Annotated in this window: 20 protein-coding genes; 14 read left to right on the plus strand and 6 right to left on the minus strand. The window is 35.3% G+C overall.

Annotated elements, in window-relative coordinates; translation table 11 throughout:
• Nucleotide 1 precedes the first annotated feature (1 nt).
• The 7 genes from BUA89_RS04140 to ribA all read left to right on the plus strand — a co-directional run bounded on the left by BUA89_RS04140 (nucleotide 2) and on the right by ribA (nucleotide 5,469).
• Nucleotides 2-1,018, plus strand: coding sequence for a sugar phosphate nucleotidyltransferase (locus tag BUA89_RS04140; protein WP_072953406.1), 1,017 nt, complete (start codon nucleotides 2-4; stop codon nucleotides 1,016-1,018).
• Between the two features lie 105 nt (nucleotides 1,019-1,123).
• The gene (locus tag BUA89_RS04145) at nucleotides 1,124-1,969 is read left to right on the plus strand and encodes a lipoprotein insertase outer membrane protein LolB1 (RefSeq protein ID WP_072953407.1); all 846 of its coding nucleotides are present in this window, start codon (nucleotides 1,124-1,126) and stop codon (nucleotides 1,967-1,969) included.
• Nucleotides 1,966-3,531, plus strand: a complete 1,566-nt coding sequence (locus BUA89_RS04150; protein ID WP_072953408.1) for a peptidoglycan DD-metalloendopeptidase family protein — start codon at nucleotides 1,966-1,968, stop codon at nucleotides 3,529-3,531. The genes BUA89_RS04145 and BUA89_RS04150 overlap by 4 nt, the downstream gene beginning before the upstream one ends.
• A gap of 30 nt (nucleotides 3,532-3,561) precedes the next feature.
• On the plus strand, nucleotides 3,562-3,768 hold the full coding sequence (locus tag BUA89_RS04155; RefSeq protein ID WP_072953410.1) for a twin-arginine translocase TatA/TatE family subunit: 207 nt from the start codon (nucleotides 3,562-3,564) through the stop codon (nucleotides 3,766-3,768).
• A 17-nt stretch (nucleotides 3,769-3,785) separates the two neighbouring features.
• Nucleotides 3,786-4,394 (plus strand): DUF4254 domain-containing protein, encoded by a 609-nt coding sequence (locus BUA89_RS04160; RefSeq protein ID WP_072953412.1) that lies wholly within the window; start codon nucleotides 3,786-3,788, stop codon nucleotides 4,392-4,394.
• Between the two features lie 2 nt (nucleotides 4,395-4,396).
• Nucleotides 4,397-4,855 (plus strand): hypothetical protein, encoded by a 459-nt coding sequence (locus BUA89_RS04165; protein WP_072953415.1) that lies wholly within the window; start codon nucleotides 4,397-4,399, stop codon nucleotides 4,853-4,855.
• A 17-nt stretch (nucleotides 4,856-4,872) separates the two neighbouring features.
• Nucleotides 4,873-5,469: a GTP cyclohydrolase II gene (gene ribA / locus BUA89_RS04170; protein WP_072953416.1), complete on the plus strand. Its 597-nt coding sequence runs from the start codon at nucleotides 4,873-4,875 to the stop codon at nucleotides 5,467-5,469.
• A gap of 70 nt (nucleotides 5,470-5,539) precedes the next feature.
• On the opposite strand, the gene BUA89_RS04175 is transcribed toward ribA, so the two are convergent.
• Nucleotides 5,540-6,043 carry a hypothetical protein gene (locus BUA89_RS04175; RefSeq protein ID WP_072953418.1) on the minus strand — a complete coding sequence of 168 codons (504 nt, stop codon included), beginning with the start codon at nucleotides 6,041-6,043 and terminating at the stop codon, nucleotides 5,540-5,542.
• A gap of 119 nt (nucleotides 6,044-6,162) precedes the next feature.
• Between BUA89_RS04175 and BUA89_RS04180 the strand changes: the two genes are divergently transcribed.
• The 5 genes from BUA89_RS04180 to BUA89_RS04200 all read left to right on the plus strand — a co-directional run bounded on the left by BUA89_RS04180 (nucleotide 6,163) and on the right by BUA89_RS04200 (nucleotide 11,278).
• On the plus strand, nucleotides 6,163-7,857 hold the full coding sequence (locus BUA89_RS04180) for a glycoside hydrolase family 3 protein (protein WP_072953420.1): 1,695 nt from the start codon (nucleotides 6,163-6,165) through the stop codon (nucleotides 7,855-7,857).
• A 38-nt stretch (nucleotides 7,858-7,895) separates the two neighbouring features.
• Entirely contained in the window at nucleotides 7,896-9,044 is a 1,149-nt protein-coding gene (gene bshA, locus BUA89_RS04185) for an N-acetyl-alpha-D-glucosaminyl L-malate synthase BshA (protein ID WP_072953422.1), read from the plus strand.
• Nucleotides 9,045-9,275: 231 nt separating this feature from the next.
• A complete protein-coding gene (locus BUA89_RS04190) occupies nucleotides 9,276-10,550 on the plus strand; it encodes a DUF2851 family protein (protein WP_072953424.1) in 1,275 nt (424 codons plus the stop codon).
• Nucleotides 10,543-10,764 (plus strand): PspC family transcriptional regulator, encoded by a 222-nt coding sequence (locus BUA89_RS04195; protein ID WP_029297636.1) that lies wholly within the window; start codon nucleotides 10,543-10,545, stop codon nucleotides 10,762-10,764. Before BUA89_RS04190 ends, BUA89_RS04195 begins: the two co-directional genes overlap by 8 nt.
• 1 nt (nucleotide 10,765) lies before the next feature.
• Entirely contained in the window at nucleotides 10,766-11,278 is a 513-nt protein-coding gene (locus BUA89_RS04200) for a GNAT family protein (protein WP_072954231.1), read from the plus strand.
• A 31-nt stretch (nucleotides 11,279-11,309) separates the two neighbouring features.
• Here BUA89_RS04200 and BUA89_RS04205 read toward each other — a convergent pair whose 3' ends face one another.
• Together BUA89_RS04205 and BUA89_RS04210 are read right to left on the minus strand one after the other, a co-directional pair.
• Nucleotides 11,310-12,092, minus strand: coding sequence for a peptidase associated/transthyretin-like domain-containing protein (locus BUA89_RS04205; protein ID WP_072953426.1), 783 nt, complete (start codon nucleotides 12,090-12,092; stop codon nucleotides 11,310-11,312).
• Between the two features lie 25 nt (nucleotides 12,093-12,117).
• Nucleotides 12,118-12,864, minus strand: a complete 747-nt coding sequence (locus tag BUA89_RS04210) for a hypothetical protein (RefSeq protein WP_072953428.1) — start codon at nucleotides 12,862-12,864, stop codon at nucleotides 12,118-12,120.
• Between the two features lie 181 nt (nucleotides 12,865-13,045).
• On the opposite strand from BUA89_RS04210, the gene BUA89_RS04215 reads away from it, so the two are divergent.
• Nucleotides 13,046-16,186 (plus strand): UvrD-helicase domain-containing protein, encoded by a 3,141-nt coding sequence (locus tag BUA89_RS04215; protein WP_072953430.1) that lies wholly within the window; start codon nucleotides 13,046-13,048, stop codon nucleotides 16,184-16,186.
• Nucleotides 16,187-16,188: 2 nt separating this feature from the next.
• Complete coding sequence (locus BUA89_RS04220; protein ID WP_072953431.1) at nucleotides 16,189-16,641, plus strand: hypothetical protein; 453 nt, start codon at nucleotides 16,189-16,191, stop codon at nucleotides 16,639-16,641.
• 58 nt (nucleotides 16,642-16,699) lie between these two features.
• Here BUA89_RS04220 and BUA89_RS04225 read toward each other — a convergent pair whose 3' ends face one another.
• The 3 genes from BUA89_RS04225 to BUA89_RS04235 form a co-directional block, all read right to left on the minus strand.
• Nucleotides 16,700-17,209: a ferritin gene (locus BUA89_RS04225; protein ID WP_072953433.1), complete on the minus strand. Its 510-nt coding sequence runs from the start codon at nucleotides 17,207-17,209 to the stop codon at nucleotides 16,700-16,702.
• A 127-nt stretch (nucleotides 17,210-17,336) separates the two neighbouring features.
• Nucleotides 17,337-17,792, minus strand: coding sequence for a hypothetical protein (locus BUA89_RS04230; protein ID WP_072953435.1), 456 nt, complete (start codon nucleotides 17,790-17,792; stop codon nucleotides 17,337-17,339).
• A gap of 177 nt (nucleotides 17,793-17,969) precedes the next feature.
• On the minus strand, nucleotides 17,970-19,022 hold the full coding sequence (locus tag BUA89_RS04235; RefSeq protein ID WP_072953437.1) for a hypothetical protein: 1,053 nt from the start codon (nucleotides 19,020-19,022) through the stop codon (nucleotides 17,970-17,972).
• Nucleotides 19,023-19,128: the final 106 nt, after the last annotated feature.

Consider the following 19,128-nt stretch of genomic DNA (forward strand, 5'->3'; position numbering starts at 1 on the left):
TATGAAAATTATTGTTCCGATGGCTGGACGTGGTTCCAGATTACGTCCACATACACTGACAGTTCCAAAACCTCTCATTCCTATCGCAGGAAAACCGATTGTACAGAGATTAGTAGAAGATATTGCTAAAGTTGCAGGGGAAGAAATTGAAGAAGTAGCTTTTATCATTGGAGATTTTGGTCCGGAGATTGAAAAATCTTTAGTGCAGATCGCTGAAAAATTAGGAGCAAAAGGTAGTATTTATTATCAGAATGATCCTCTTGGGACGGCTCATGCGATCAAATGTGCAGAGCAATCCATGACAGGAGACGTCGTAATTGCTTTTGCAGATACTCTTTTCCGTGCAGATTTTGTTTTAGACAAAAATTCCGATGGGGTAATCTGGGTAAAAAGTGTGGAAGATCCTTCCGCTTTCGGAGTGGTGAAATTAGACAATTACGGTTTCATTACAGATTTTGTTGAAAAACCCAAAACTTTTGTTTCAGATCTTGCGATTATCGGGATTTATTATTTCAACAGCGCTGAAAAGCTAATGGACGAAATTAATTATATCATGGATAATGATATTAAGAACGGTGGCGAATATCAGTTAACTACAGCATTGGAAAACCTTAGATCAAAAGGAGCAAAATTTACTCTTGGAAAGGTAAACGACTGGATGGATTGCGGAAATAAAAATGCTACGGTAGAAACCAACAGCAAAATTTTGGAGTACGAAAAAGAAGAAATGTCTCAATATCCTGCTTCAGCGCAGATTGAAAACTCATTGATCATTCAGCCTTGTTTTATCGGGGAAAACGTAAAGATTTCAAATTCAAAAGTGGGTCCCGGAGTTTCTTTGGGAAATAATACAATTGTGGTCAATTCAAATATTGAAAACTCATTAATTCAGGAAAATACAAGAATTAATCACGGAAATCTTTCCAATTCAATGATCGGGAATTCTGCTCAATATTTCGGAGTCGCAAGAGAAATTTCTTTGGGAGATTATTCGGTTTTGGATTTTTTGTCTAAATAATCTATAAGATAGAAAATATTTAACATAAATACAGTATATTCAGACCACACAAAATGTTTTGTGTGGTTTGGCGTTAATATTGCAACATTTTATCAAATTTTCAACATGAAAAAGTGGATTCCGTTACTTATTTTTACAATCCTGATCTACAGCTGTAAAGCCAGAAAAGTGGCCGGTGAGCTGAACCAGAATACAGATAGTCTTGCGATCGGGAATACAGAGCCCAACAATCCTGCCGACGATGGAAAAAATGTGGCAGACCGTCTCGATTTTTATCAGCGAATATATATCCACCCGGAGTTTACCTCTCTGAAAATCAACAGTAAAATAACGGCCGACAATATCAGAGTAAGTCCGCTCGATGCCGTTATCTATATTGAAACAGATAAAAAAATTTGGTCGAGAATCGATTTTCTGTTCTTTAATGCAGCCAGAGCGATGATTACTCCTGAAGGAATTAAAGCCATGGATAAATACAACAAAAATTATATTGATTCGGATTTCGATTATCTCAATAATCTTTTAAATGTAAATTTCATTGATTATAAAAATCTTGAAAAACTTCTCCTGGGACGTACGTTTTTCACGTTAAGCAACAGAAATGCAAGAATCGTGAAAAATAGCGATGGCTATTTATTAGAATCTATTTCCAATATTAAAATATTAACGGAGAACATCGAAAGAGACTACAAAATCACGATGCAGTATTCTGATGATTTTGATCTAACTAAGGTATATTTAAAGGATGCAAAATCCAACGATTCAATGGAAATCACTTACAGCGATTGGGAATTGCAGCCTAATAATGTAAAGCTTCCGAAAAATGTTAAAATAATTATAAAAGGAAGCAAAAGCAGTCAGATTTTAATAGAAAATACGAAATTTGACTTTTCGAGGATGGATACACCCTATTCTGTGCCATCCAGTTACAAGAAAATTGAAATTAAATGATTAAAAAATTTAGCTTTTTAATAGGTATTTTATTGTTCGGATTCCACAATGGGCAGAATCAGAAAAAGGAACAGTTGCAAAAACAAAATGCCGAACTTAAAAAACAAATTGCACAAATAAATACAGACTTAGCGAAAACAAGAAATGAATCTAAACTTTCCATCGCGTATCTTAATAATGTTAATAAAAAACTGGCATTACGAGAGAAAGTTTACAACAATACACAGAAAGAAAAAAGATTCATTGAGGACGATATCTATCTTCGTCAGCTGGAAATCAACCGCCAAAACAGGGAATTAAAGATTCTCAGAGAGAATTATGCAAAAGTTTTGGTTAATGCTTACAAAAACAAAGGGGTACAAAATAAAGTAACCTTTATTCTTTCTGCCAAAAATTTGGGAGAAGCTATCAGAAGGGTTCAATATCTAAAACAATATTCGGACTATCAGGATAAAAAAGCTGCTGAAATTACCAATGCAGCTGCTAAAATAAAGCAGAATATTGCTCAAAAGCAAAATTCAGTAAAAGAAAAAGCCAATTTATTGGTCGCTCAACAGAAAGATTTAACCACCATCAATGCCGAACGAGCACAGAAGGAACAGTTGGTTTCAGATTTTAAGAAAAATGAATCCAAACTGGCGGGCGAACTGAAACAAAAACAGGCTCAGTCTAAAGCATTGGAGGGACAGATCCGAAGCATCATTGCAGAAGAAATAAGAATTGCAAAAGCTGAAGAAGAAGCGAGAAAAAAGGCAGAAGCAGAAAAAATACGCTTAGCAAAAATAGCTGCTGAAAGAGAAAAAGCAAGAATTGAAGCCGAGGCAAAAGCCAGAGCAGAAGCCCTGGAAAAAGAAAGATTAGCAGCTGAAGCCGAGGCAAGAAAAACAAGGGAATTAGCCGAAAAACGTGCGGAAGAAGAAAGAAAACGTAATGAAGAAGCTGCCAGATCTGAGGCTACGGCCAGAGACGAAGCAAGAAAAGTTGCTGCTAAAAAAGCATCTGACGAAGCAGCGGCAAGAGCAAAAGAAGCGGCAGATAAATTAGTAGCGGCAAGAGCTGCTGAATCAGCATTGGCAAAGAAAAAAGAAGATGATAAAAAAGCTGCTGAAACCAAAGCAATGACCAATTACGGAGTTACTACTGTAGCCGGAAGTAACTTTGCAGACAACAAAGGGAGATTAGGATATCCAGCAGATAGAATAGGACAGATTACTCACCGCTTCGGAAGACATCCTCACCCTGTATTTAAAAATATTGATGAGGAAAATAACGGTATCAAGATTTCTGTTCCCTCAGGAACCCGTGCAAAATCTGTATTCCCAGGAACTGTATCATCAGTTTTAGCTAACAGTGACGGAACAAAAACAGTTATCCTGAAACACGGCAGTTACTTTACCATCTACTCCAATCTTGGAAGCGTAAGCGTTTCTAAGGGGCAGCAGGTATCAGCAGGTACTCCTGTAGGTGTTATAGGTCAGGATTTTGACGGCACGTACACCCTTGATTTCCAGGTATGGAACGGAAGTACACCAGTCGATCCTTTAGGTTGGGTTTCTTATTAAAAAAAGACTAACTTTGTAAAAAATTTAGCAATGAATACATTAACAATATTGTCATTATCTTGGCAACATATCTTAATCGTAGCAATACTTCTTGTTTTACTTTTCGGAGGTAAAAAAATTCCTGAATTAATGAGAGGAGTAGGCTCTGGTATTAAAGAATTTAAAGATGCGGTGAAAGAAGAGGATAAACCGGGTTCTGAAAATAAGACAACAAATAATAACTCTTCTACCAACTAAAAAATTTTTATTAGTCAATGAATTTTACAGAGACTGCATGGAAAGTCTTCAATCAGTCTATTGAAGACTATCACGTATCTGATGACATTAACACTCTAATTAACAACCCGTTCGAAAAGGACACTTTGGAACGAATTTTGTATGCTAAGAACTGGATTGATACCGTTCAATGGCATTTGGAAGATATAATTAGAGATGAAAATATTGATCCGGCTGAAGCTCTTAAGCTTAAGAGAACGATAGACTCCTCCAATCAGAAAAGAACTGATTTGGTAGAATTTATCGACAGTTGGTTTCTTAAAAAATTTGAAAATATTACTCCTAAACCAGACGCAAAAATTAATACCGAAACTATTGCATGGGCAGTAGACAGGCTATCCATTCTTGCTTTAAAGGTTTATCACATGTCATTAGAAGCCAACAGAGAATCTGCTTCAGAAGAACACAGAGCCAATTGTCAGGCAAAATTAGATGTTCTTCTTACCCAGCAGGAAGACCTTTCGACTTCTATCAATCAGTTGCTTGCTGATATTGAGAACGGGAATGTTAAGATGAAAGTGTACAAACAAATGAAAATGTACAATGATGAAAGTCTTAACCCAATCCTTTATCAAAAGGGGCAATAGAAATGAAACGAATATTTTTTTTTGGAGTACTGTTCATTATAATATCTTCTTGTGCAACGGAAAAGCCAAACTTTTCCCCATTGTCTACAAGTTTTTATAGTGAAGCAAAAGGTTCTGATTCGGATAAAAAATCTAAAAACGGTATCGATATTAATATTAAGGAAAATGTAAACGCTTCTGAGATTTCTAATCTTATCGCTACCTTTCCTCAATTTAAAAATACAGCTTTAAATACCGAAATTACAGCATTAAAATACAGTTTACAAAACTATCTGTATGCCATTGATGCCAATAATCCGAGCGGAAAAAACAGAACCATTAAAGACTTCGAAAAATCTTACAAAAAAATACAAAAACTGAGACAGAATCTTAATAAAGATGATAATGAAGTTCTCAACAGATATTTGGTAAGGCTTAAAACCAATATTTCTGCCATTGAAGATTCAATAAAAGGAAATTAAACTAATTAGGAAATTTAATGATTAAAATTCAGGCGGAATCCAATGTTCCTACGGAGCATGGAACTTTCCGAATGATAGCTTTATCCGAAAACGAAAACGACTGGATGCCCCACATGGCGATTGTTGCCGAAAATACAGATTTTTCGAAACCTGTTAACGTGCGTTTCCATTCAGAATGTATTACCGGAGAAGTTTTCCATTCAAAAAAATGTGAATGTGGGCAGCAGCTGGATGCTGCCATGAAATATATCCATGAAAATGGAGGGATTATAGTTTATCTTCGACAGGAAGGAAGGAATATAGGGATCATTAATAAATTAAAAGCATACTCATTACAGGAAAAAGGATTTGACACCGTAGAAGCCAACTTAAAATTAGGCCTTCCTGCGGATGACAGAAACTTTGGAGTAGCCATTGAAATCTTAAACTTATTAGGAGTAAAAGATATCAACCTTTTGACCAATAATCCTGAAAAGGTAAAATACGTTACAGAAAGCAATATTCATCTGAACTCGAGAATTCCTTTACAAATTCCGGCCAACGAAATCAGTAAAGGATATTTACAGACAAAGAAAGATTATTTTGGTCATTTACTTGATGATAATGACAACTAAATAAAGCAAAAGCTCCGAAATAAAATTCCGGAGCTTTTTTTGTAATTATAAAAACTGAAAAGATATATTCTTAATTTAGTTTGTAAGTCTTAATTTTAGACTCATCAATATTATAATATTTAACAACTGCATTATAGTCGCTTGTATCAACTGAAGTTGTACCTTTTCCAGCACTTGCCGGTACTAATACCACTCTAAAAACCTGATTGTTCAAATACGTTGAAGCCTCAGCAGCTGTCATTGTAGAAAGATCGAAACTAGGATCAATATAAATCTCTACTGTCTGAGAGTTAAACAGAGCATTATAATCAAGTTCTCTACCTCCTGACAAGAAATATGTTTTAGGGATAAGTTGCCAAGCATTACCATTCTCTACATCTCTTCTATATACTAAAACAACATCTGTCGATTCAATACCGATAGGCACTGTAAATCCGTAGTTATTAGCGCTTGTAAAAGATCCGGAAACATCTCTTGCCTGAGAATATGTATCGTAATCGGTGTCATCATCTTTACAGCTGAATATAAATAAGCTTACAAAAGCTACGAGTAAAATTGGAAAAAATTTCTTCATTTTATAAAAGTTTAGTTGTTTATTATTTATAAGACGTATTCAAATCATATACCAAAAATTTCGAAAACATTGTTTTCATCATTTTTTTAATTGTATTTTTGTTCTTATTCAAAAAAATTATGAAGAAACTGGTCTATACTTCCCTCTTTATATTCTTATTGTTAAGTTCAAAACTACCAGCTCAGTATCAGCCTAAAAATATTTCTAAAGAAGATCTTAAAAAGGCTCATCATTGGGTGAACAAAACCTATAAAAACCTTTCTCAGGATGAAAAACTGGGACAGCTTTTCATTGTTGCCCTTTACACTAATAAGGGTGAAAATGAGATCAATACAGTAAGAAATATTGTCGTTAATGATAAAATTGGCGGACTGATTTTAATGCAGGATGATGCCGCAAGAGAAATTAATCTTGTTAATGAATTCCAGCAAAAATCCAAAGTTCCGCTGATGATTGGGATGGATGCAGAATGGGGTGTTTTTCAGAGAATTGCAACAGCACATAAGTATCCCTGGGCCATGACTTTGGGAGCCATTCAGGACAAAAATTTAATTTACCAGATGTCTGCCAAAATTGCAGAAGACTGTCACAGAATGGGGATTAATTGGGATTTTGCCCCAGTGGTTGATGTCAATACAAACCCCAATAATCCGATCATCGGCAACAGAAGTTTCGGTTCTGAAGTAAAAAATGTTGTAAATTCGGCGATATCTTACGCGGATGGACTTCAGAATAATAATATTTTGGCAGCGATCAAACATTTTCCGGGACATGGTGATACCAGCGCAGACTCCCATTTAGATCTGCCTGTTGTTTCCCATAATTTAGAAAGATTAAACAATGTTGAACTGTCACCTTTCAAAGAACTTATGCATAAAGGAATCGGCGGTGTGATGGTGGCACACTTGTACGTTCCTGCACTGGAATCTGGGAAAGGTATTCCTGCTTCGGTTTCTAAAAACATCATTACAGGTTTACTGAAAGATAAATTAGGTTATAAGGGATTAATCATCACCGATGCTTTAAATATGGGTGCTGTAGCCAATAAATACAAACCGGGGGAATTAGATGCCTTGGCTTTTAAGGCGGGGAACGATATTATGCTATTCTCCCAAGGCGTGGCAAGCGGTAAAAAATTAATCCAACAAGCAATTGACAACGGAGAAATTTCCCAGTCCAGAGTGGAAGAAAGTGTGAAAAAAATTCTTTTAACCAAATATTTTTTAGGTCTAGAAAAATACACTCCGAAAAATCCTGAAAACATCAATTCAGATTTAAATAATAATTCTCATAAGGTGCTGGTTCAGAATTTATATTCCAATGCTTTAACTTTACTGAAAGATGAGAAAAAGCTACTTCCTATAAGCGGAAGACAAGTCTATTACGTTCCTTTGGAAGAGGCTCCTTATCAAACTTTTGCGGATCAGTTAGGTTCAAATATTATCATTAAAAAAGCGATTGACATCAGTACAATTCCTGCGAATTCTACCGTAATTATAGGTTTACACAAAGACAATTCAACGGCTTACAAACCTTATAAAATTTCGGATGCTTCAAAAAAGATTATTAGTGATCTGGCAAAAAATCAGAATATTATCTTGAATGTTTTCGGTAGTGCTTATGCTTTGAAAGACATTGATATTTCTAAAATTTCGACGGTTTTGGTTTCTTATGAAAACAATGATGATTCTATGAACGCCACGGCCGATGCATTGAACGGAAAAACAAAAATCTGGGGCAGGCTTCCTGTCTTGGTTAATGATAAATTAAAAGCAGGAATGGGAATCGATCTGGCTCCAGCTACTGCCAAATAACGTGTAAGTATTTAACACATCAAAACAACAATAAACGAATGAAAATAGGCATACTTTGCTATCCAACATACGGCGGAAGCGGAATCGTGGCAACAGAATTGGGAATGTCGCTGGCCAATAAAGGTTACGAGGTTCACTTCATCAGCAACGCGCTTCCCGCAAGATTAGACATTACGAATCCAAATATTTTCTTTCACAGGGTAAATGTCCAGACGTATCCGCTTTTCCAGTATCAGCCTTATGATATTGCACTGAGCTCGATGATTTACCGTGTTGTGAACCTTTATAAACTGGATTTACTTCATGCGCATTATGCGATTCCTTACGCGTATGCAGCATTTACGGCAAAACAAATGCTGCGGGAAGACAACAACGATATTCCTTTGGTAACAACTCTTCACGGAACAGATATTACTTTGGTTGGTCAGCACCCAAGCTACAAGCACGCAGTGGAATTCTCTATTAATCAATCAGATGCGATCACCTCCGTTTCTGAAAGCCTGAAAAGAGATACATTGCAGTTCTTCAAGATCAAAAAAGAAATTCAGGTAATTACCAATTTCATTGACAATTCTGAGTTTGACGAATGCAACGAATGCCAGAGAACACAATTTGCCAATCCGGATGAGAAGATCTTAATCCACGTTTCGAATTTACGCCCGGTAAAACGTGTGGATGAAGTGTTGCAGATCTTTAAAAATGTTGAAAAAAAGGTAAAATCTAAATTAATTATTATCGGCGAAGGTCCTGATATGGAAAAAATCAATCAGTTTTTGGAAGAAAACCCTGAGCTGATTTCGAAGATTCGTCTTTTAGGAAAAGTGAATGATTTATACCGAATTCTTCAGCTTTCCGACGTTTTTTTATTGCCTTCCGAACAGGAAAGTTTCGGTTTGGCAGCATTGGAAGCAATGGCTGCTAATACGCCTGTCATCAGTTCAAATGCCGGAGGGATTCCCGAGGTAAACATTCAGGGGGAAACCGGATTTTTGGCAGAAATAGGAAATGTGGAAGCCATGAGTAATTATTGTATCAAACTATTGAGCAATGATGAACTTTTGACCGAAATGAAGCAAAATGCTAAAGAACAGGCGATAAAATTCGATCTGAAAAATATTCTCCCTATCTACGAGGAAATGTACAGAACCACCATCGAAAAATTCAAAAACGAGCTGACAAAAGCATAGCTTTTTGTTTAAATAAAGATAAAAAGGCAGTTTTCAACTCATGATAACTGCTTTTTTTATGTTAATCATTGAAAGACATCAATCTATTAATATTTTTCACACAAATATCGAATTTAATTAAAGCTGTCAATCTATTTTCCATATTCAACAAACAAAATACCATATCAATCTGATTTTTAAACATTTGAAACAAATCGAAACAATTTTATTTTATATTTGTTTAAAACATTTATGACTGAAAAATTGCTTCAATACCTCTGGAACTATAAAGTGTTCACCCATTTCGACTTCAAAGATCTCGAAGGAAATTCCGTTGAAGTATTGGATTTCGGAAAATGGAATACGAATTCGGGGCCGGATTTTTTAACTGCGAAAATTAAAATCAGCAATATCATTTTAGCCGGAAATATAGAGTTTCACGTAAAATCCTCAGACTGGATTTTTCACAACCATTCCCAAGATCCGAATTATCAAAATATTATCCTTCATGTTGTTTTTCAAAATGACTGTGAAATAGAGGAACTGAAAAATAAAAATGTTCCGACCTTACAACTAAGGAATCATATTGATGAAAATATCATGTGGAAATATGAAAAATTAATCAGTGGAAATCAATTTATAGCCTGTGAAAATATTTTTAATACGAAAAAAATTCCCATAAATTTTCACGAAGAAAATGTCTTAAAAAGATTAGAAGAAAAATCTGTGGAATTTGAAAACAGCCTGTCGCAATTTAAAAATAATTTTGAAGCTATTTTGTTTCATTCCCTCGCCTATTCCTTTGGCCTGAAAGTCAATGCTTATATTTTCAGGCAAATTGCAGAAAGTATTGACTTTACGGTCATCAATAAAATCCGACAAAATGAAACCCAGCTTGAAGCTTTATTTTTCGGAATTTCCGGCTGGCTTGAAACTCCAGAAGACCAGCACATGAAAATCTGGAAGCGTGAATTTGATTTCCTTACCTCGAAATTCAATATTTCAGGATTAAAATTTCATCCTAAATTTCTGAGATTACGGCCACCGAATTTTCCAACAATTCGTTTGTCGCAATTGGCGAGCCTCTACCATCAGCACCAAAATCTGTTTTCAAAAATTATCAATAGTAAAAATGCAGAAGAGCTTTTTAAACTTTTTAAAAATATAAAAGCTTCGGTATATTGGGATAACCATTACAATTTCGGGAAAATATCCACCGTTGATCAGCCAAAAATTCTTTCTAAAGATTTTATTGAATTAATTATTCTAAATACCATTTTACCTTTAAAATATACTTATCACAAATATCATCATGAAGAAATTGCGGATGAAATTCTAAGTTTTTATCACCATCTTTCGTTTGAAAAAAATTCGGTTACCGACGGTTGGAAAAAATTAGGACTGAAACCTAAAACGGCTTTGGAAAGCCAGAGTCTTATTTATCATTTTAAAAATTCCTGTGAAGAAAAAAATTGCTTAAATTGCGGTATTGGATTTAAAATTTTAAAAGAACCTTCAAATGCTTGATAATATCCGCCACAAAATGGAAAGAGAATGGTTCGGTGTCTTAACAAGAACCGGAGCAAAATTGGGGATTCCTGTTTCTAAACTGAGAGTATTTTTTATTTATTCTACGTTTGCTACAGCCGGTTTCTTCTTTTTAATCTATCTTGGGCTGGCATTTACTCTTTGGGTAAAAGATATTTTCATTACCCGAAGGCCTAATGTTTTTGATTTATAACATGGAATTTCTACAGATTACTTCGCCGGAAGATTACAGAGTTCAGGAAATATTTCATTCATACTGCAGCACTTTCCCCGAAGATGAAAGAAGGGATCAGGATAAATTTTTTATTCTTTTTTCAAATCCGAAAGTGAAAATTATTTCGGTACTGCATGAGGCAAAGAATATCGGCTACCTCATCATCTGGGAATTGAGTCATTTTACTTTTGTGGAGCATTTTGAAGTCTTCGCTGAGTTTAGAAGTCAGAAATTAGGCTCGTACATCACCCGATACTTATTCGAAAATTATCCAAAAATCATTTTGGAAATTGAGCCTGAACATTTAGGCGACGATGCCCGGAGACGCTATTCTTTTTATCAGCGCAACGGCTTCCACCTTATTGATGAAATGTATGTGCAGCCCAGCTACGGAAAAAGTAAAAAACCTTTGGATCTATGGTTGCTGGCGAATTATTCCCCTGAAAATGTAAAGGAGGTTAAAGATGAAATTTACGATATCGTCTATCATTAAAATACAATCCGAAGTTAAGGCTTCGGATTTTTTATGGTGTATTTAATTTGCTTTCCTTTATTCTCTGGACATAGACAGGAATGGCCTCGTCCATTCTGGATAGAGCTCCGGTCAGATTTTTTGCTCTCACAAAAGTGCGTACCTGCGGATAGCTTTCAAATGCAAACCCTATAAATTCTGATATTCTTTCTTTCGGAATTCCCAATTTTGTAAAATAATCATCCTCTACCCTGTTTCTTATCCATGAAATATCTTCCTGAAGATCATCATATCTGTATTGCCGCTTCATTCTCCTTGCATCGCCACTTATCAGATCATACAATCCCTGGACATTCAGATTTCCCAAAAGAATCGGAAGTAAAACCTGTCCTACTTTTGCAGGTTCTTCTCTCATCTTCCCAACAGGTTCCGGAAGTCCCACCGCATCTTTTACGATTTGCCCTTTATCCGTCTTTGCCACTGCTTTAGAATCTTTCGTAAGATCTCCGGTAATTCTGGAAAGCTCTACTTCTTCAATTTCCTGTATAATCCTGATTAAAACAATATTTAATTCTTTATTTAAACCATAACTTGCTTTTATGGAAGCTCTTTCATATCCTGATCTTAAAAATCTGATTTCGTCATCAGCCGCAGCATTGATCGAAAAAGTACCATCCTGCAGGCTGAGTGTTTTCTCGTTTGTGGAAATATTGATGATGGTAACAGCGGGCAACAGCATTCCGTCCTCATTGGTAATTTTTCCCCTGATCGTTTGTGAGGAAAATGTATTAAATAATAAAACCAAGAACAGAATTAAAACTTTTAATTTTCCCATTGATTATTATTCAGAAGATGTATCATTATTTTTGAGTCTGGGGAGCCCTGTAAGATGAAACACGAATCAGGACAGCTCTTTGGAACCTCATGAGATCACCATCACTGCAGAATCCGTATTTTAAGATTTTCTTTCTTTCAAAGCCTCCTGAAAGCACATAGTAAATGAAATGTTCGATAAGGGGCTTTTCAATTTTTAAATCTGTGAAATATTTTTCTCCCAAAGCATATTTCAAATAATTTGCAAAATCTACATCGTCCCATTTATTTTTTACCTTTCCGATAGAAAAGCCCTGCCCTTTCGGCTGTACAAATTCTCCCGGTCTTGCGGCCAAAACTCTAGGATCAGATGGTTGAGACATATATGCCGCAAGATCACTCTTCAGTTTTTGCACTTTTCTTGGAGGGTTAAGATTTTTAGTATCGATTTCGATATCTCCTGTGATACCTTTTTTAATTTCAACCTCAGCAATTAAAGTGGAAGCACGAATTAAAGTAATATTAATAGGAGAACTCATATTTTCTTTGGTCACTTTTTTATTGGCACGTTCAAAACCCGGCTTTACAAAGCGAAGCTCATCCCCCGCTCTTCCCAAAATCATGAAATGTCCGTCACGATTAGTCGCCACCCTTTCGTCGGTTCTAATATTAATCACTGTAACATCTGGAATTTCATCATTATGTTCCGAGATAGTTTTCCCGAAGATATACTCCTGAGCGTGGATGTTGATAAAAAACACGAAAGAAAAGAAAAAGAATAGTTTAAGCTTCACAGGTTATTTTTTATAAAGCAAAACTAAAATTATTTTTACATATTACGGTAAGTTTAACCACAGTTAACGTGTTTTAGGATTTATTTTTAAATTTTGTTTTCAAAACTGTTAAATACTACACCCAATTTGTTAAAATTAACCTTAAAATTTAGCTAAATTGCAGGTTCAATTCTATTCAATAATGCAAAATTCTTATACAGTGATCAACGCTTCTGCAGGCTCGGGGAAAACTTATGCCCTTGTTCAGCGACTGTTGATGATCTGTCTTCGATATCCAAACCAACAGCAGTCGATCCGGAATATTCTGGCTCTTACCTTTACCAATAAGGCTGCCAACGAAATGAAAGAAAGGATTTTATCATGGTTGGGAAATTTTTCTAAAGAGAATTTTGCAGAAAACGGAGACTTAAAAAATATTCAGAAAGCTTTTGAACAAGAAGGTTTAAAAATAACGATTGACGAGCTGCATCAGCGTGCAAAAAAAATGCTGGATTACGTGCTTCACAATTATTCTACATTGAATATCGGGACGATTGACCGCTTCAACTCCCGGCTTGTAAGAAGCTTTTCCTACGAATTAGGCTTGGCAAAAAATTTCAATCTCGAAATTGAAGCAGAACCTTTCCTTATTGAAGCAGTTGATAAAATGCTGGATCAGATCGGAGAAAACGAAACGATTTCTAATTCTTTTATGGATTATGTGGATTACAGCCTTGAGAATAATGAAAGAATTAATTTAAACAAAAACCTGTACGATTCGGCGAAAGAATTTGTAAAAGATATCCATTACGAACATCTTAAAAACAATAAAGATTTCGATGATACCAATTACGAACACATTAAAAATACACTCCGAAAAGAGATTGTACTGAATAAAAAGAAAGCGATAGAACTTGCGACCCAGTCGCTAGAATTATTTAAATCAAGAAATATTGAGATTGAAGATTTCGCGCAGGGAAAAAACGGAATCGGAGGCTTTTTTACAAAAGTTCTGGATTTTTACCACCAGAAAAGACCGGGATTTCCTTTTCCCACGACTGCAGAAGAATCTGTAGTGAATAATTACCGAAAAGGAGCTTCGGCAAAATCGAAAAGTAAAGAATCTGAAATATTTGAAATTCTTGATCAATTGCTGGATAACAGAATGCAATTGATTCTTCTTTATATCGAAACCCAGAAAAAAGAGAAAATTTTATCGGCGCTTCTGCCTTTAAAAGTGAACAAAGATATTCAGGATGAACTGAAAAAAATTGAAGAGGAAAATGATCTAATCCTACTTTCTAAATTCAATATTTTAATTAACGAAAACCTGAAAGATGAACCTTCGGCCTTTATTTATGAAAAAGTAGGCTCCCAGTTTCAGCATTATTTCTTTGATGAATTTCAGGATACTTCGGAGCTGCAGTGGCAGAATTTTCTTCCTTTAAGAGATCATGCGGTGTCTACAGAAAATACCTCATTTACGCTGGTGGGCGACCCTAAACAGAGTATCTACCGTTTTCGTGGCGGGGAAAGTAAGCTCATGCTGGATATCATCAACAAAAAAGAATTTTCTCCCAAACAGGCTGATCTGTTGGTTCTGAAAGACAATTGGCGAAGTGCACAAAATATTGTTCAGTTTAATAATGATCTGTATAAATTTCATTCTGAAATTTTAGCCGAAGAGCACAAAAATATTTTCGGAACCGATGCGGAACAAACCCCTAAATCTTCTATCGAAGGCCGTGTAAAAGTAAATCTTATTGAGAATTTGACCAATGAAGATTTTTATACTGATACTTCCGAAAAAATGCGAAAAGATATTCAGGAAAGTCTGGATAACGGTTTTAAATTTTCTGATATTACGATCCTTTGCCGTGGAAATTTTGATATTTTCAGCTACTCTCAAAAATTAGGTAATCTGAAAGTCAATTATAAAGGTGAAGAAACGAATATTAAAACCATTTCCGACAAAGGACTTACCTTAGAATTATCAAATACCTTAAAAGCCGTCATTGAATTTCTGAAATGGGAAACCAATCCGAAAAACAGACCGAATCTGATCATGATGATGTATTATCTGAACCAGCTGGAGAGAATCAGAATGGCAGATTTTACTTTGGAAATGAAAGAAATCTTGGCGATTGAAACGCATGAAGGGATTCTTCAGTTTATACAGCAGAAATATGCTCTGCACCTGAAACAGGATCATTTCCCGAGATTTAATTTGTATAATTTTGTGGAATACTACATCAATGAATTTTCAGTAGAGCATAAAGAAACGGATTTCCTTCTGAATTTTCTTGAAATGCTGTTCAACTTTACTCAAAATGCAGGGGCCAGCACAAAAGAATTTTTAAAATACTGGGACGAAGAAGCTTCTACCTACACGATTCAGGCTTCAGAAAATATCGATGCGATACAGATTATGACCATTCATAAGGCAAAAGGTTTGGAGTTCCCCATTGTTTTTATCCCAATGATGAATAAAAACCGTGATGCAGAATTTACGAATTGGTTTGAAACCTCTAATGACAGCCCTTTGAAGTCTGTAAACATCAATCAATTCAGTAAAAATCTGGAAGTTTATGATGAAGAAATCGAAATATTTAACAAATTAAATTCTTATAAAAACCTTGTTGACCGATTGTGCCTGCAATATGTGGCAACGACAAGGCCTGTGGAACAATTGTTCTTTTATATTCAGAAAGCCAATAAAACTTCCAATAATCTGGAACTGCTGGAATTTCTTCAGTCCAAAAATCCTGAAAGCTTGGATGAGTTTGATCTGTATGAGGTGAATCCTGAAATGCTGAAAAAACATTCAAAACATAAAACGTCACATTTCGAAACCAGAGATATCCAAAACCTCAAAAATATAGACGAAAAAAGTACTTCGATAAAAATTGCCACGCCTTCCAAAAATTATCAGGTAAGAAATGAGAAAGTAAGAATCGGGCTTTTCGTCCATGAGCTGCTTTCCCAGATTAATACAGCTAAAGATATTAGTAAAGTTTTGGAACGTTATGTCCTGGAAGGGCAAATCACCATCGAAGAAAGAGCAACCATTGAACTGGATCTCCTGCAAATTATTGAAACCTATTCTGAGTTTTTTGATGAAAAATGGGAAGTGATCAATGAAAAAGATATTATGATTTCCGCCAATGGAGAAAGCAGAATTTATCGCCCCGACAGGATACTGAAAAGTGATGAAGGCTACATTATTGTAGACTTTAAAACGGGTGAAGAGAACCAAAAGGATGAGCGACAGATTGAGAATTATAAACAAATTCTGGAAAGGTTGGGAAGAAAGGTGATAAAGACCCAGCTTATTTATTTGTAATCATGATGGATATTATAAAAAAATACCATATCTATTTTTGGGTTATCCTTATTATCGCTCTGCTTATTTATGACAATCATACACGAAATTTATATTCCAGATTTTATAAGACAGATGGTGTCTGTACTTCCGGAACCATAAAAGAAATTGAAGGATATGGAAGAGGAACGGGCTATGTTTTTGTCTACACGTTTTCTGTAAATAACAAGACGTATGATTCTAAAACAGATACTGGAAGTCTGAATTTTAATGATGCCCGAAAACTTAAAGGCAAAGACTTTTTAGTGGTTTATTTAAAAAGTAATGTTCATGTAAACAGAATGTATGTATCCATTCCTTCTTCCCAAAAAGTCGGTCAGACTGGATATAAAAACTTTCTCACAGAAAATCCGAAAATGAAAAATAAACTGGAAGCTATCCCCAATCCTGGCTGGTTTTGGGAAAATTATTTTTAAATAGTTTCGGCGGAGCCTTTGGCTCCGCCGAAACTATTATTCCTCAAAAATATTCAAATTAAGCTGTTGGATCCGGAGTAAAAACTCTCTGTGCCAATTCCTGATCAAAAAGGTATAAAGCTGATGGATTATCAGAAACCATTTTAATTTTTGTTACATACTGAGAAGCACTTGCTTCCTCTTCCACCTGCTCGTTGATGAACCACTGTAAAAAAGAAGTAGTTGCAAAATCTCCCTCTTCATTAGCATTTTTCACAATATTGAAAATACTCTTTGTTACTTTTTTTTCGTGTTCCAGTGCCTTTTCAAAAATGTCGATAGCATTTGCAAATTCATGCGGTGGTTTCGCAATTTCTCCTATGATGATTTCTCCCCCTACATCATTTAAATAATCAAACATTTTATCTGCATGCATCAGTTCCTCTTTGCTCTGCACTCTGAAATAATTTGCAATACCGTCTAAATCCTTGCTTGAAAACCAAGCAGACATAGAAAGGTAATATTGTGCAGCATATTGTTCGTGAGCTATCTGTTCGTTAATTAATTTTGCAATTTTCTCGCTAACCATAGTAATAAATTTATATTCAAAATTAGGGAATTAAACCCCGAAATCAAAAGTTTTAATGAAAATTAATAAAAAAGGACAGAATTATATTCCGTCCTTATTAACATTAAAAAATCAAAGCTGTATGCTACTAATTGGTTTCAGGAGCAGCCGTATTCATGGGTTTGTGCATTCTGCCTTTAAATCCTCTTTCCTTCATTGCCATCTTTCTCTGCTCCATTTTTGCCTTTCTGTCCGCCTGCCATTTATCATATTGCTGAGGAGTTAAGATCTGTTTCATTTCTGCATCCATCTGAGCTCTTTTCGCCTTCATTTCCTCCATTTTTGCCTGTCTCTGTTCTTTGTTTTTATCAAATTCGGCTTTCATTTCTGCTTTTCTCTTGTCCTGAAGTGCTTTGATTTTATCAACCTGAGTCTGATTCAAATTTAAATCTTTTTGCAATTGAACCAAACGTTCCTGCTCTTTTTGCTGACGTTTCTGCTGAAATTCTGCTTTTCTCGCTTCCTTATCCTGAGGAGTTATCTGCTGAGCCATTGCTAAGCTCCCCATTCCTATAAATGCTATTGCTAAAACTAACTTTTTCATCTTTTTAAAATCTTTAATTAATTGTTATACATCTTTTTGATTATTAGTTAAAACAAAAGTTAAAAAGAAAAATCCATAAAAAATGTTAAATTTCAATATTAAATAATCAATTTAAAAACAAAAAAAGAGCAGATCCTAAAATCTGCCCTCACACCACTTAAATATAATATATGAAAATTAATTTTTTGCAAATCCGTTTCGGAAACCACCGTTTCCTCTTCCTTCATTTCCGCCTCTGTTTTGTTCTCTCGGAGCAGAATTTTCATTTCTTCTGAATCCTCCATTATTTTCCCGTCTTGGCGCTTCCTGTCTTCTTACTTCATTTCCTCCCCGGAACCCGCTGTTATTTCTTCCACCTCCATTGTTTCCATTATCAGCTCTTTCAGCTCGGAAGCCTCCATTGTTCCTTACTCCACCGTCGTTATTTCCTCTGAAACCTCCGTTATTTCTTCCACCTCCATTGTTTCCGTTATCTGTTCTTTCATTTCTGAAACCTCCATTATTTCTCACTCCATTGTCATTGTTTCTAAAGCCTCCGTTATTTCTGTTTTCAGCCTGATTACGGTACCCTGCGTTGTTTCCGTTTCTTCCGTCATTTCTAAATCCGTTATTCGGTCTTTGAGTTCTGACGATCTTGAAAGTAGGATTATCCAGCCTGTTAAACCTTGCTCTGTCCACTCTGTAGACATTGATGTTCACATTTCTGTAACGAGGTATCGGTCTGCAGATTGCCGCATAATGAGATCTTCTGTAATTCTGGAAATAAACTACCGGTCTGTATCCGTGATAAAAGTTATTTTGGAAAACAACAAACACTCTCGGTCCCATAATTCTTTCTAACGCATAAAATCTGTCGTAATACCATCTGTCAGGATTGTATCTGTAATAATTATTCCAAGTGGAGAAGCTTACATACAGATTATTTAATCTTAAAATCTGATCAATCTGCCAAGGGCTAAGCCTATTCTGGTTAAAGAATACATTCCAGTTAATACTTACAATACTATTTCTGTAATCGTTATAGTTACTTTGATAATAATTGCTTGGATAATAATCCTGAGGATAATTGTAGTAATAATCATCCGGGAAATAATTCTGGTCATCTTCATCGCTGTAGTAGCCATCATTTTGATAATATCCGTCATCATTTCCCCATCCGTCGTTAGGATACTGCTGGGCAAAAGACAAAGTCGCAAGACCCAAAGCAAAACTGATTAATATTTTTTTCATTTTATAGTCGTTAATTGGTTAATATAGCAGAATTCTTAATTCTATCTTTTTGATATAAATAAAAAAAAGAAGTTAAATCTTTTGATAAAACTTCTTTTAATTTATT

Origin of the sequence: Chryseobacterium arachidis (genome assembly GCF_900129245.1) — a bacterium.
Taxonomy (GTDB): Bacteria; Bacteroidota; Bacteroidia; order Flavobacteriales; family Weeksellaceae; genus Chryseobacterium; species Chryseobacterium arachidis.